Genomic DNA, 11788 nt, shown 5'->3' on the forward strand with positions numbered 1-11788 from the left:
GCGGTCTTGGGGTAGTCCGGATCCGTGTTCACCCATCGGTCCAGGGTAGGCCGTCCAGCGCCCTGACGGCGCCGCCTGATTTCCCACCCAGCCTGCCGACCGTGTATCTTCGTCAGGCACCACAGCGCAGCTCACTGCTGGCTGTCCGCCCCCTTAGCTCAGTCGGCAGAGCGTTTCCATGGTAAGGAAAAGGTCGTCGGTTCGATTCCGACAGGGGGCTCGCATCGCCCAGGGCCGAAGGCTCTCGGCAGATCACCTGGCGGGGTAGCTCAGCTGGTTAGAGCGCACGACTCATAATCGTGAGGTCGCGGGATCGAGCCCCGCTCCCGCTACGACGCACGCGGTGGACCCGACGATCCGGACCGGATTTCTCGGATCCCCCGCGTGTCGCGTATGCTGGTGCGTCGCTGTGTGCTCGCGATGCGCGGCACCGTGTAGAGCGAGCACCACCCACTTGCGGCGACGAGCCTCCTCGTCCCGCGTCGTCCGTTTCTTTGTCCGAGAGCAGGTTGCCCCGTGGCCAGCAAGTCCGCTGACGTCCGTCCCAAGATCACGATGGCGTGCACCGAGTGCAAGGAGCGCAACTACATCACCAAGAAGAACCGTCGGAACCACCCCGACCGGCTCGAGCTGGCGAAGTTCTGCCCCCGCTGCAACAAGCACACCGCGCACCGCGAGACGCGCTGACGCGCAGTCGTCCGCCCAGCGCCACCCCACGGCGTCGCCCCTGCCCCGGCAGGAGGCGGCGCCAACTCGTTTGCGGCTAGGGTTTGCTCCATGGCCGTGAACCCCGAGATCGCCGGGCGTGCGTACCCGCCCGCCGGTCCCTACGTCGTCAGCCGCGCCAAGATTGCCGAGTTCGCCGAGGCCGTGGGCGCTGTCGACCCGGTCCACACCAGCGTCGAGGTCGCCCGCGAGCGCGGCTACGCCGACGTCATCGCCCCGCCGACCTTCGCGGTCGTGATCGACATGTTCGTCGGCAAGACGCTCTACGACGACCCCGAGAGCGGCATCGACTTCTCCCGCGTCGTCCACGGCGAGCAGCGGTTCACCCACCACGCACCGCTGACCGCCGGCGACGAGATCTACACGACCCTGCACGTGGACCAGGTGCGCCTGGTCGGCGGGCACGCGATGGTCACCACGCGCACCGAGCTGGCCACCGCCGACGGTGCGCCGCGGTGCACCGCCGTGTCGACGCTCGTCGTGCGCGGCGAGGACGAAGGAGAGCGATGAGCGAGCAGACGACCGACCTTCGTGCCGTCGCCGTGGGCGACCAGCTGCCGGGGCGCACCATCCACCTGACCCGCGAGGACCTGGTCCGCTACGCCGGGGCCTCGTTGGACCGCAACCGCATCCACTGGGACGAGCCGTTCGCCAAGCAGGTCGGCCTGCCCGACGTCATCGCGCACGGGATGCTCACCATGGGCTCGGCCGTGCAGGTCGTCGTCGACTGGGTCGGTGACGCCGGCCGGGTCGTCGAGTACGCCACGAAGTTCACCGCGCCGGTCGTCGTCGACTACGACGACGGTGCCGACGTCGAGGTCTCCGGCACGGTCAAGAAGGTCGAGGGGGATCGCGCCACCGTAGAGCTCACCGCGACCTGCCGCGGCCAGAAGGTCCTGGGCCGCGCCCTCGCGACGGTGCGCCTCGACGGATGAGCACGCCCTCCACCTCGCCGGCGACCCCGGCGGCCGAGACCGCCCGCCTCGCCGACCTCACGACCATGCACGTCGGCGGCCCCGCCACCCGCCTGGTCACCGCCACCAGCTCCGACGAGCTCGTCGCCGCGGTGCGCGCCGCCGACGACGCGGGGGAGCCGCTGCTCGTCGTCTCGGGGGGCTCCAACCTCGTCGTCAGCGACGACGGCTTCCCCGGCACGGTCGTCCTGGTGCGCTCGGAAGGCATCGCGGTCGAGTCCGCCGACTACTGCGGTGGCGCGTTCGTGCGGGTGCAGGCCGGCACCCCGTGGGACGACTTCGTCGCCGAGGCGGTGCGCTCCGGCTGGGCCGGCATCGAGGCGCTCTCCGGCATCCCGGGCGCGGTCGGGGCGACGCCGGTGCAGAACGTCGGTGCCTACGGCCAGGAGGTGTCCCAGACGATCGCGCAGGTCAGGGTCTACGACCGGGAGCAGCAGCGGATCCGCACCTTCTTCCCCGTGGACTGCCGGTTCAGCTACCGGCACTCGCTCTTCAAGGAGACCTCGCACCGGGGGACCGGGCGCTACGTCGTGCTCGAGGTGGCCTTCCAGCTCGAGATCGCCGACCTGTCGCGACCGATCGCCTACGCCGACCTCGCCGCCGGTCTCGGCGTCGAGCAGGGCGCCCGCGTCCCGCTCGCCGACGCCCGTGAGGCGGTGCTCGAGCAGCGTCGTCGCCGCGGCATGGTCCTCGACCCCGCCGACCACGACACCTGGAGCTGCGGGTCGTTCTTCACGAACCCGCTGCTTCGTCCCGCCGAGCACGACGCCCTCGTCGCCCGGGCCGCCGCGCTGCTCGGGCCGGACGGGCCGGTCCCGCCGCGCTTCCCCGGGGGCACCGACGACAGCGGCGCCGAGCTCGTCAAGACCAGCGCCGCCTGGCTGATCGACAAGGCCGGCTTCGGCAAGGGCTACGGCCTGCCCGGCCCGGCCGCCCTGTCGACCAAGCACACCCTCGCCCTCACCAACCGCGGCCACGCCACCGCCGCCGACGTCGTCGCCCTCGCTCGCGAGGTCCGCGACGGCGTCCAGCAGGCCTTCGGCGTCACGCTCGTCAACGAGCCCGTCTTCGTCGGCCACGAGCTGTAGCCCCGGCGGCCCGTCGCGCTCCCGCCCAACCCGGTCTTCGCTCTACCCGCCTGCGCTGGCCGAGCTGTCCACGGTCGAGCTGTCCTCCGCTGGGCCACCTGTTCTCCGATGGGCGGACTGTCCTGCGCTGGCCAATGTCACCCAGTGCAGAACAGTTGGGGCATCTACGAACAAGTAACCAGTAGATCGGCCGCCCCCGCCCGGCCACCCGCCTGCGCACGGGCTGGGCATCCGCGCACGAACCCGTGATCCGCGCACGAACCCGTGACACGCCGCCCTCCCGATCCTGCGCATCTCTCGGGAACGTGCGCGTCTCACGGCAACCTGCGCACATCCACCCCTCGCCGGCCCCAGGTAGACCCCCACCCACCTCGCCGTCCACCGGCCGACCGTCCTGGCCCATCTGTCTTGTGCTGGCCGAGCCGTTCTCCACTGGGCGACCTGGTCTGCGATGGGCGGACTGTCCTGCGCTGGCCAATGTCACCCAGTGCAGAACAGCTCGGCCATCCACGAACAAGTAACCGAGTAGATCGGCCGGCCCCCGCCCGGCCACGCGGCTGCGCACGAGCTGGGCATCCGCGCAGGAACCCGTGATCCGCGCAGGAAACGTGAGACGCCGCCCTCCCGACCCTGCGCGTGTCACGGGAACGTGCGCGTGCCACGGCAACCTGCGCGGATGCGCACCCACCTACCCACGCACCCACCTGCACGGAGCGCGGCCCGGCGCAGCCGGCGATCACCGGGACCACCGCGAGCACCGCGCCGGTCACCACGACCGAGTCGAGCGCCTACTCGGGCAGACGCAGCCACGCGTCGACGTCGGCGAGGGCGCGGTCGCGGATGGCGGGGGGAGCGGTGGAGGCGCGCAGCGAGGACCGGGCCAGCTCGGCGAGGGCCTCGTCGTCGAGGCCCCACTCCTCGCGGGCGATGCGGTACTGCTCGACCAGGCGGCTGCCGAACAGCAGCGGGTCGTCGGCACCCAGAGCGACGGTGACGCCGTGGTCCAGCAGCCGGCGCGCGGGCACGTCGGCCGGATCCGGGTAGACCCCGAGCGCCACGTTGGACGCGGGGCACACCTCGAGGGCGACGCCGTCGCGGGCCAGCCGGTCCAGCACGCGCGGGTCCTCTGCGGCGCGCACACCGTGACCGATGCGGGTCGGGTGCAGCGAGTCCAGGGTGCGGGTCACGGCGTCGGCGCCGAGCAGCTCGCCACCGTGCGGCATCCGGCCGAGGCCCGCCCGCTCGGCGATCTTGAACGCCGGAGCGAAGTCCTCGGTGCGACCACGGTGCTCGTCGTTGGACAGCCCGAAGCCCACCACCGGTCCGGCGTGGTGCGCGGCCAGCCGCGCCAGGGTGCGAGCGTCCAGCGGGTGCCGGATCCGGCTCGCGGCGACGATCACGCCCGCGCCGATCCCCGACTCGGCGGAGGCGGCCTCGACCTCGTCCAGCACGATCTCCAGCGCCGGGGTCAACCCGCCGACGAACGGCGCGTAGGACGTGGGGTCGACCTGCAGCTCGAGCCAGCGCGACCCCTCGGCCGCGTCGTCGAGCACGGCCTCGCGCACGATCCGCCGCATGTCCGCCTCGCTGCGCACGCACGCCCGGGCCGCGTCGTAGAGCCGCTGGAACCGGAACCAGCCCCGGGACTCCGTCGAGGTCAGCTGGGGTGGCCAGGCCCCCACGAGGGATCGGGGGAGCCGGATGCCGTGGTGATCGGCCATGTCGACCAGCGTCTCGAGGCGCATCGACCCGGTGAAGTGCAGGTGCAGGTGCGCCTTCGGCAGCTGGTCGAGGGGGCGTGCCACCTAGCGGTCGCCCTCGACGTCGTCGTCGTCGCCGAGCCCGTCCTCGCCGAGCCCGTCCTCGCCGAGCCCGTCCTCGCCGAGCCCGTCCTCGCCGAGCCCGTCCTCGCCGACCCGTCCTCGTCGTCGACCACGTGCACGGCCGCCTCCTCGGCGGAGGCACCGGCACCGTCGATGCCGACGTCCGCACCGACCAGGTCGGACTCGGCGTCCTCGCGGGCGCCCTCGTCGGGCGCGACCAGGCGGCCGGCGCGTCGGTCACCCACCTCGGCGTCGGCGAGGAAGTCGTCCTCGGCATCGATCGACTCGGGCTCGTCACCGCCCACTCGCAGGTCCTCGGGACGCACGTGGGCGCGCGGGTCGTGCTCGTCGCTGGCGTCGTCCGGCAGCTCCTGCTCGAGGCGCATGTCCAAGGTCTCGCCCTGCTCCTGCTCCTCGGCGGTCATCCCGTAGCTCTCCACCGCGCGAGGCCGCTCCGGCGGGGAGTAGCCCTCGTCGAGCATGTCGTCCACCCCGCGCTGGTCCAGCGTGTCCTCGGGCTGCAGCTGGTCCTCGTCGTCGGCGCTGAAGGCGCCCTGCTCGTCGCCGGGCACCTCGTCGTTGAGCTCGCTCATGGCGTCCTCTCCTTCACCTCGTCTGACCTGCTCGGACCTGCGTGGACCTGCTCGGTGGCTCCGCGGGGTGCCGGTGCCGCCTCGCCGGCTCCAGGGGTAGAGCCCCTGGCCGGCGCCGCGCCGCAGCGTCACCCCTGCCTCGCCCATCTTGGCACCCCACCGACGGGTTCGCGTGCCACCCGAGCGGTGGCGTATGCTGGACTCTTGGTTGGCTGACACCCGTTGCTGCGCGCTGCGCCGGACGGGCCCGGCCACCGAAGGGTAGTAGCTCAATTGGCAGAGCAGCGGTCTCCAAAACCGCAGGTTGGGGGTTCGAGTCCCTCCTGCCCTGCACAGTCCCACGACCTCGCCAGGGTCGAAGCTCGACAGGAAGGCACCACGTGTCGGAGGTCAATGCGACGAGTCGGCTGCGGCAGCAGCCTGACCGGCGCAACGTCTTCGCGCGCCTCGCGCTGTTCCTCAGCCAGATCATCGACGAGCTGCGCAAGGTGGTGCGGCCGACCCGTCAGGAGCTGCTGACCTACACGGCTGTGGTCCTGGTCTTCGTGATCGCGATCATGCTCTACGTCGCCGGCCTCGACTTCGGGATCAGCCGCCTCGTCTTCTGGGCCTTCGCGGACTGAGAGCCTGAGAGCACGACCTGGCCATCGCCGGGGACAGTCGTCCGTCACCAGGAAAGATCCAAGGAAGTAGGTCTCGCTGTGTCCGACCAGCACCTCACCGAGTCGTCGACCGACGACGCTGCCGATGCTGAGCTGCACGACGCCGTCGAGAGTGTCGAGATCACCGAGTCCACCGACGCCGACCCCGACGTCGACGCCATCGCGGACGTCGACGAGGCTCTGAGCGAGCCCTCCGACGACACCGACGCGGACACCGACGCCGACGCCCAGCCCGAGGTCGCGGTCGACCCGCTGGAGGAGTTCAAGACCAGCCTGCGCATCGCCGAGGGCGACTGGTACGTCGTGCACTCCTACGCGGGCTACGAGAACCGCGTGAAGGTCAACCTCGAGACCCGCATCACGAGCCTCAACATGGAGCCCTACATCTTCCAGGTGGAGGTCCCGATGGAGGAGGTCACCGAGATCAAGAACGGCCAGCGCAAGCTGGTGCGTCGGGTCCGGATGCCCGGCTATGTCCTGGTCCGGATGGACCTCACCGACGAGTCGTGGGGCGCCGTGCGGCACACGCCCGGTGTCACCGGGTTCGTCGGCCACACCCACCAGCCGGTCCCGCTCTCGCTGGACGAGGTCGTGACGATGCTCGCCCCCAACCTCGAGAAGGCCGAGGCCCCCGCCGCCGCGGGTGGCGCCGCCGCCTCGACCGCCGCGTCCAGCGGCCGCAAGGTCGAGTCGCAGGTCGAGTTCGTGCCGGGCGAGTCGGTCACCGTCATGGAGGGCCCGTTCGAGACCCTCGACGCGACGGTCTCCGAGATCAACACCGAGACCCAGAAGCTCAAGGTTCTCGTCTCCATCTTCGGCCGGGAGACCCCGGTCGAGCTGTCGTTCAACCAGGTCGCCAAGATCTGAGGACAGCACGCCGCCATCGGCGGCACCCCCTTCGCGTCGATCCGCACGCGGAGCATGCAACCGGGTCATCGCCCACGGCGTAGGCCCACGAAGGACAAGGAAGCACCATGCCTCCCAAGAAGAAGGTCGCCGGCCTCATCAAGCTCCAGATCCAGGCTGGCGCCGCGACCCCGGCCCCGCCCGTCGGCCCGGCCCTCGGTCAGCACGGCGTCAACATCATGGAGTTCGTCAAGGCGTACAACGCCGCGACGGAGGCCCAGCGCGGCAACGTCATCCCGGTCGAGATCACGGTCTACGAGGACCGCTCGTTCACCTTCATCACCAAGACGCCCCCGGCCGCCGAGCTGATCAAGAAGGCTGCCGGCGTCCCCAAGGGCTCGGGCACCCCGCACACCGTCAAGGTCGCCAAGCTGACCGCCGACCAGGTGCGCGAGATCGCCACGCAGAAGATGGAGGACCTCAACGCCAACGACGTCGAGGCCGCCGCCAAGGTCATCGCCGGCACCGCCCGGTCGATGGGCATCACCACCGAGGGCTACTGATCCTCGGGACGGTCCGGGCCACTCGGCCCGGACCCGTGGGAGGGCCACGCGCTGGCCCGCCAACCACACCTTCACCAGTCACCATCATCAGGAGAAGCACATGAAGCGCAGCAAGGCCTACCGCGCCGCGGAGGAGAAGATCTCCGAGGACACGCTCTACGCGCCCCTGGAGGCCGTCCGCCTCGCGAAGGACACCGCCACCACCAAGTACGACTCGACCGTCGAGGTCGCGTTCCGTCTCGGTGTGGACCCCCGCAAGGCCGACCAGATGGTCCGCGGCACGGTCAACCTGCCCCACGGCACCGGCAAGACCGCCCGCGTCCTCGTGTTCGCCAACGGCGAGCGCGCGGAGCAGGCCAAGGCCGCCGGTGCTGACTTCGTCGGCTCCGACGACCTGCTCGAGAAGGTCCAGGGCGGCTGGCTCGACTTCGACGCAGTCGTCGCCACCCCGGACCTCATGGGCAAGGTCGGTCGTCTCGGCAAGGTGCTCGGCCCGCGTGGCCTCATGCCCAACCCGAAGACCGGCACCGTCACCATGGACGTCGCCAAGGCCGTGTCCGACATCAAGGGCGGCAAGATCGAGTTCCGCGTCGACAAGCACGCCAACCTTCACTTCATCATCGGCAAGGTCTCGTTCGACGAGAAGTCGCTGGTGGAGAACTACGGCGCCGCTCTCGACGAGATCCTGCGGCTGAAGCCGTCGGCGTCCAAGGGCCGCTACATCTCCAAGGCGACCATGACGACGACGATGGGCCCCGGCATCCCGCTGGACCCCAACCGCACCCGCAACCTGCTGGAGGACGAGGCCACCGCCTGACCTCGCCCCCTTCGGGACGCCTTCGGACGGGCTCGCTGCGCACCTGCGCGGCGGGCCCGTCCTGCTGCTCCGGTAGACCCCTGGGCCGGCTGTTGCGGTAGACCCCTGGGCAGCAGGTCGCGACAGTGCCTAGGCTGAGGGGGCGCGCCAGGGGAGCGTGCACCACACGATCGGCGGCGCTGCCGCCGAGGGGGAGACGACCATGACCGCTGTCCGAACGACCCGAACGACCCGCGCGCCCTTCGGCCCCGCCACCCGAGCCCTGGGGCTCACCGGTGCGGCCACCGTGCTGGCGCTGGGCCTGAGCGCCTGCGGCGGCTCGACCCAGCCGAGCGGAGGCGGCACGAGCGCCACCACCTCCTCGACCCCGGCAGCGACGACAGACGCAGCAGCCACCACCGCCGCGGTGGGGTCCACGGTGGACGGCGGGACGCTGGCCCGGGAGATCCAGGCCGCCGCGACCGCGAAGAACACCGTGGCCGGCAAGGTCACCCTCATGGGGATGACCTCCACCTCCGTGGCCGACTACGCCAAGAAGGCGTCCAAGGGCTCGATGACGATGGCCGGCAAGACCCTCGAGTACGTCGTGATCGGCGACCAGTACTACATCAAGGACTTCCCCTCGTTGCCCGCCGGCTGGGTGAAGGTGGACAAGAATTCGACCAACCCGGCCGCGAAGTCGCTCGCCACCCAGCTCGGGGCGGCGTCCCACGCGGACCTGACCGCGCTGACCAGGGTGCTCAGCGGCCAGCAGGCCACGGTGAAGGGCCAGGAGAAGGTCGGCCCCACCGACACCACGCACTACGCGATGACCATCTCGCCCGCGGACTACGCGAAGGGCCTCGGCGGGTCCCAGGCGGAGGCGATCAAGGCGACCCTCAAGGACCCGGTGGCTGTGGACTACTGGCTGAGCGCCGACCACCTGCCGCAGAAGATGACGACCGGCGTCAAGGTCAATGGTCAGCAGCAGGTGACGACGATGACGTTCTCCGACTGGGGCAAGCCGGTGACCATCGAGGCGCCTGCGGGGGCCAAGAGCGTCTGAGCGCGTGCCGGTGCCCGGGGAGCAGCTGGGCGCCGCCTATCGTGGGTGACGCCATGCCGTCCTCCCGCCGCCTGCTCGCCCTCGCCACCCTCGTGACCCTCCCGCTCGCCGGGTGCGTCGCGGGGTCGGCCACGGTCACCTCCAACATGACGCCCGCCACCCAGGGGGAGGCCGCGTCGTCGGCTGCCGCCAGCGTGACCAAGGCGCCGGCGACCCTCGCCGGTCGGGCGGGTGCGTCGGCCTCGCCGTCCCTGTCGGGGGAGGGGGTGCCCGGCGCCGAGCTCGCGACGGCGCTCACCGCGGCGATCAACGACCGGTCGAGCGTCCGCCTCGACCTGGCCGGCGCCGCCGGGACGGGCACGATGCTGGTCGACACCAAGGCCCAGGCCGCCAAGCTGACGCTCAAGATCCCCTCGGGGCGCACCTACGTGCTGGTCCGCAAGGACAGCGCCACCTGGATCAAGGGAGTGAGCAAGGACCCGGCGAAGCCGTGGACCGCGCTCGCGGCCGACGGCTCCGACCCGGTCAGCAAGCAGCTCGGCGGCAGCGCCGTCTTCCCCCAGCTGAACCTCACGAAGTTCACCGGTCTGTTCGCCGGCCTGCTCGGCGACAAGACCCGGAGCGGCGACGGCTCGCAGGTCCGCTTCGAGGTGCCCGCAGCGACGTACTTCCAGGTCATGGGCGGTCCCTCAGAGCTCCGCTCGGCCGTCACCAAGCCGATCGACGTCGTCCTCAAGACCGACGCCGACGGGTTGCCCACCTCGTTGGTCTCCACCATGGTCGTGAAGGCCTCCCCGGTCGTCGACACCACGACCTACTCCGGCTGGGGCAAGCCGGTGGACGTCCAGGCCCCCGACGCAGCGCTCGTCGCGCCGTAGCGCCCCGTCGAGCCGTAGCGCCCGCGATTTGGTCGCGTGCACCTGCGGGCCCTACCCTTGAGGGGACCAATGACCGCCGGTCTGTCGCCCATCTCGTGTGGGACGACACGAAGGCCCCGCCACAGGTGGGCGTCCAGCGCAGGTGACACGCCTCTTTCTCGTAGCCCTCGGGCTGCGCCTTCGAGCCCCGTGCGCCCTGCGCCGGGGCTCTCCTCGTGCCTGGAGCCGCTCGGGCCGGCATCAACGCCACGGAAGGAGGCCACATGGCAACGCCTGCCAAGCAGGAGGCCATCGCCGAGATCGCGGACAAGTTCCGGACCTCCAGCGCGGCCGTGCTGACGGAGTACCGCGGACTGAGCGTGAAGCAGCTCACCGAGCTGCGCACCAAGATCCGTGAGCACGCCACCTACGCCGTGGTGAAGAACACGCTGACCGAGATCGCCGCCAAGGAGGCCGGAGTCTCGGCCTTCGACGGCCAGCTCTCCGGCCCGACCGCAATCGCCTTCGTCACCGGTGACCCGGTGGAGACGGCCAAGGGTCTGCGTGACTTCGCCAAGGCCAACCCGGCCTTCGTGATCAAGGCCGGTGTGCTCGACGGGAAGCCGTTGACCGCCGAGGAGATCACCAAGCTCGCGGACCTCGAGTCGCGCGAGGTGCTCCTGGCCAAGCTGGCCGGCGCCATGAACGCGTCGCTCAGCAAGGCTGTCTACCTCTTCGCCGCTCCCTTGTCGCAGGCCGCTCGCACCGTCGACGCGCTGCGTGCCAAGGTCGAGGCGGAGGGCCCCGCGTCGGCTCCGGCCGACGCCCCTGCCGAGGCCGCTCCGGCCGAGGCGTCCGAAGATGTCGCCACGGGTGGCGACGAGGCCTGAGCGCGCAGCGCTCGGCCATCCATCAAATCGCCACTCACGGCACTGATCAGGAAGGAAGCCACCATGGCTAAGCTCAGCACCGACGAGCTCCTTGACGCCTTCAAGGAAATGACCCTCATCGAGCTCTCCGAGTTCGTCTCGCAGTTCGAGGAGACCTTCGGCGTGACCGCCGCTGCTCCGGTTGCCGTTGCGGCCGCCGGCGGCGCCGGTGGCGCTGCCCCCGCCGAGGCCGAGGAGGAGAAGGACGAGTTCGACGTCATCCTCACCGCGGCGGGCGACAAGAAGATCCAGGTCATCAAGGAGGTCCGCGCCCTCACGTCGCTCGGCCTCAAGGAGGCCAAGGACCTCGTCGACGGCGCCCCCAAGCCCGTTCTCGAGGGTGTCAACAAGGAGGCCGCGGAGAAGGCCAAGGCTGCCCTCGAGGGCGCCGGCGCTTCCGTCGACCTCAAGTGATCTCGGGCCGGCTCGCGGCCGGTCACTGATCTCGCAGCTCCGCAAGCGGGCCGCACCCTCGGGTGCGGCCCGCTTCGGCGTGCTGCGACCGTGCTGAGATCGGTTGCCCCGCCGTGACGGGAACGCTGCGCGACGGCCAACTCGATGTGGACGGGCACACCGCTATGCCGTCACCGGTCCTGGGACGAGTCGTCGACATCACGTACTTCATCGAGCGACCGTCCCGCTCGGGAGCGGCCCACTTCCGTTCGTAGCGCCTGGGTCGCCTCGGCGTGTCGCTGACACCGGGCGGCACGGGACGCTAGGGTTTCTCGGGTCGAGCGGCTGGGGCCCCGCAGCGCGCACTCTCGGGGCGCGGTGAGCACCGTGAGCACCCGGAACGCCGCAGGTCCAGGGCATCTCGCCTGTTCCTCTTGACGGGCCACCGGCCCGGCCCCATAGTGATTGCGTG

The 11788-nt window shown here is 70.9% G+C and carries 14 protein-coding genes and 3 tRNA genes; 15 read left to right on the forward strand and 2 right to left on the reverse strand.

The genetic code is table 11. The features are described from left to right. Positions 1–147: 147 nt before the first annotated feature. The 6 genes from MM440_RS08190 to MM440_RS08215 all read left to right on the forward strand — a co-directional run bounded on the left by MM440_RS08190 (position 148) and on the right by MM440_RS08215 (position 2788). Positions 148–220 (forward strand) — tRNA-Thr (locus MM440_RS08190). A gap of 38 nt (positions 221–258) precedes the next feature. Beyond that, positions 259–332: transfer RNA gene (locus MM440_RS08195), tRNA-Met, on the forward strand. Between the two features lie 184 nt (positions 333–516). Next, positions 517–687 carry a 50S ribosomal protein L33 gene (rpmG, locus tag MM440_RS08200; protein ID WP_284283428.1) on the forward strand — a complete coding sequence of 57 codons (171 nt, stop codon included), beginning with the start codon at positions 517–519 and terminating at the stop codon, positions 685–687. A gap of 90 nt (positions 688–777) precedes the next feature. After that, positions 778–1236: an FAS1-like dehydratase domain-containing protein gene (locus MM440_RS08205; protein ID WP_241443814.1), complete on the forward strand. Its 459-nt coding sequence runs from the start codon at positions 778–780 to the stop codon at positions 1234–1236. Beyond that, on the forward strand, positions 1233–1661 hold the full coding sequence (locus MM440_RS08210) for a MaoC/PaaZ C-terminal domain-containing protein (RefSeq protein WP_241443815.1): 429 nt from the start codon (positions 1233–1235) through the stop codon (positions 1659–1661). Before MM440_RS08205 ends, MM440_RS08210 begins: the two co-directional genes overlap by 4 nt. Beyond that, entirely contained in the window at positions 1658–2788 is a 1131-nt protein-coding gene (locus MM440_RS08215) for a UDP-N-acetylmuramate dehydrogenase (RefSeq protein WP_241443816.1), read from the forward strand. The genes MM440_RS08210 and MM440_RS08215 overlap by 4 nt, the downstream gene beginning before the upstream one ends. Positions 2789–3576: 788 nt before the next feature. Here the strand turns inward: MM440_RS08215 and MM440_RS08220 are convergent. After that, positions 3577–4533 carry an adenosine deaminase gene (locus tag MM440_RS08220; protein WP_241443817.1) on the reverse strand — a complete coding sequence of 319 codons (957 nt, stop codon included), beginning with the start codon at positions 4531–4533 and terminating at the stop codon, positions 3577–3579. Next, complete coding sequence (locus tag MM440_RS08225; protein WP_241443818.1) at positions 4446–5204, reverse strand: DUF5709 domain-containing protein; 759 nt, start codon at positions 5202–5204, stop codon at positions 4446–4448. Before MM440_RS08225 ends, MM440_RS08220 begins: the two co-directional genes overlap by 88 nt. Positions 5205–5462: 258 nt before the next feature. Between MM440_RS08225 and MM440_RS08230 the strand changes: the two genes are divergently transcribed. The 9 genes from MM440_RS08230 to rplL all read left to right on the forward strand — a co-directional run bounded on the left by MM440_RS08230 (position 5463) and on the right by rplL (position 11337). Continuing rightward, positions 5463–5535, forward strand: a tRNA-Trp gene (locus MM440_RS08230). Positions 5536–5584: 49 nt separating this feature from the next. Further along, a complete protein-coding gene (gene secE, locus MM440_RS08235) occupies positions 5585–5827 on the forward strand; it encodes a preprotein translocase subunit SecE (protein ID WP_241443819.1) in 243 nt (80 codons plus the stop codon). A 78-nt stretch (positions 5828–5905) separates the two neighbouring features. Continuing rightward, positions 5906–6733: a transcription termination/antitermination protein NusG gene (gene nusG, locus MM440_RS08240; RefSeq protein ID WP_241443820.1), complete on the forward strand. Its 828-nt coding sequence runs from the start codon at positions 5906–5908 to the stop codon at positions 6731–6733. A gap of 107 nt (positions 6734–6840) precedes the next feature. Beyond that, on the forward strand, positions 6841–7275 hold the full coding sequence (gene rplK / locus MM440_RS08245) for a 50S ribosomal protein L11 (RefSeq protein ID WP_241443821.1): 435 nt from the start codon (positions 6841–6843) through the stop codon (positions 7273–7275). A 100-nt stretch (positions 7276–7375) separates the two neighbouring features. Next, complete coding sequence (gene rplA / locus MM440_RS08250) at positions 7376–8092, forward strand: 50S ribosomal protein L1 (protein WP_241443822.1); 717 nt, start codon at positions 7376–7378, stop codon at positions 8090–8092. A 202-nt stretch (positions 8093–8294) separates the two neighbouring features. Continuing rightward, positions 8295–9137 (forward strand): SCO4651 family lipoprotein, encoded by an 843-nt coding sequence (locus MM440_RS08255; protein ID WP_241443823.1) that lies wholly within the window; start codon positions 8295–8297, stop codon positions 9135–9137. A 53-nt stretch (positions 9138–9190) separates the two neighbouring features. Continuing rightward, positions 9191–10015, forward strand: a complete 825-nt coding sequence (locus MM440_RS08260; protein ID WP_241443824.1) for a hypothetical protein — start codon at positions 9191–9193, stop codon at positions 10013–10015. Positions 10016–10278: 263 nt separating this feature from the next. Beyond that, complete coding sequence (gene rplJ, locus MM440_RS08265; RefSeq protein ID WP_241443825.1) at positions 10279–10884, forward strand: 50S ribosomal protein L10; 606 nt, start codon at positions 10279–10281, stop codon at positions 10882–10884. A gap of 63 nt (positions 10885–10947) precedes the next feature. Then, on the forward strand, positions 10948–11337 hold the full coding sequence (gene rplL, locus MM440_RS08270; protein WP_241443826.1) for a 50S ribosomal protein L7/L12: 390 nt from the start codon (positions 10948–10950) through the stop codon (positions 11335–11337). Positions 11338–11788 lie beyond the last annotated feature (451 nt).

This window comes from Arsenicicoccus piscis (assembly GCF_022568835.1).
GTDB lineage: Bacteria > Actinomycetota > Actinomycetes > Actinomycetales > Dermatophilaceae > Arsenicicoccus > Arsenicicoccus piscis.

What these genes read in the sequence shown, in the direction of transcription:
- MM440_RS08205 (WP_241443814.1), top strand. Translation starts at nt 778, where the DNA reads ATGGCCGTGAACCCCGAGATCGCCGGGCGTGCGTACCCGCCCGCCGGT.
- MM440_RS08210 (WP_241443815.1), top strand. Translation starts at nt 1,233, where the DNA reads ATGAGCGAGCAGACGACCGACCTTCGTGCCGTCGCCGTGGGCGACCAG.
- MM440_RS08215 (WP_241443816.1), top strand. Translation starts at nt 1,658, where the DNA reads ATGAGCACGCCCTCCACCTCGCCGGCGACCCCGGCGGCCGAGACCGCC.
- MM440_RS08220 (WP_241443817.1), bottom strand. Translation starts at nt 4,533, where the DNA reads ATGCGCCTCGAGACGCTGGTCGACATGGCCGATCACCACGGCATCCGG.
- MM440_RS08225 (WP_241443818.1), bottom strand. Translation starts at nt 5,204, where the DNA reads ATGAGCGAGCTCAACGACGAGGTGCCCGGCGACGAGCAGGGCGCCTTC.
- rplK (WP_241443821.1), top strand. Translation starts at nt 6,841, where the DNA reads ATGCCTCCCAAGAAGAAGGTCGCCGGCCTCATCAAGCTCCAGATCCAG.
- rplA (WP_241443822.1), top strand. Translation starts at nt 7,376, where the DNA reads ATGAAGCGCAGCAAGGCCTACCGCGCCGCGGAGGAGAAGATCTCCGAG.
- MM440_RS08255 (WP_241443823.1), top strand. Translation starts at nt 8,295, where the DNA reads ATGACCGCTGTCCGAACGACCCGAACGACCCGCGCGCCCTTCGGCCCC.
- MM440_RS08260 (WP_241443824.1), top strand. Translation starts at nt 9,191, where the DNA reads ATGCCGTCCTCCCGCCGCCTGCTCGCCCTCGCCACCCTCGTGACCCTC.
- rplJ (WP_241443825.1), top strand. Translation starts at nt 10,279, where the DNA reads ATGGCAACGCCTGCCAAGCAGGAGGCCATCGCCGAGATCGCGGACAAG.
- rplL (WP_241443826.1), top strand. Translation starts at nt 10,948, where the DNA reads ATGGCTAAGCTCAGCACCGACGAGCTCCTTGACGCCTTCAAGGAAATG.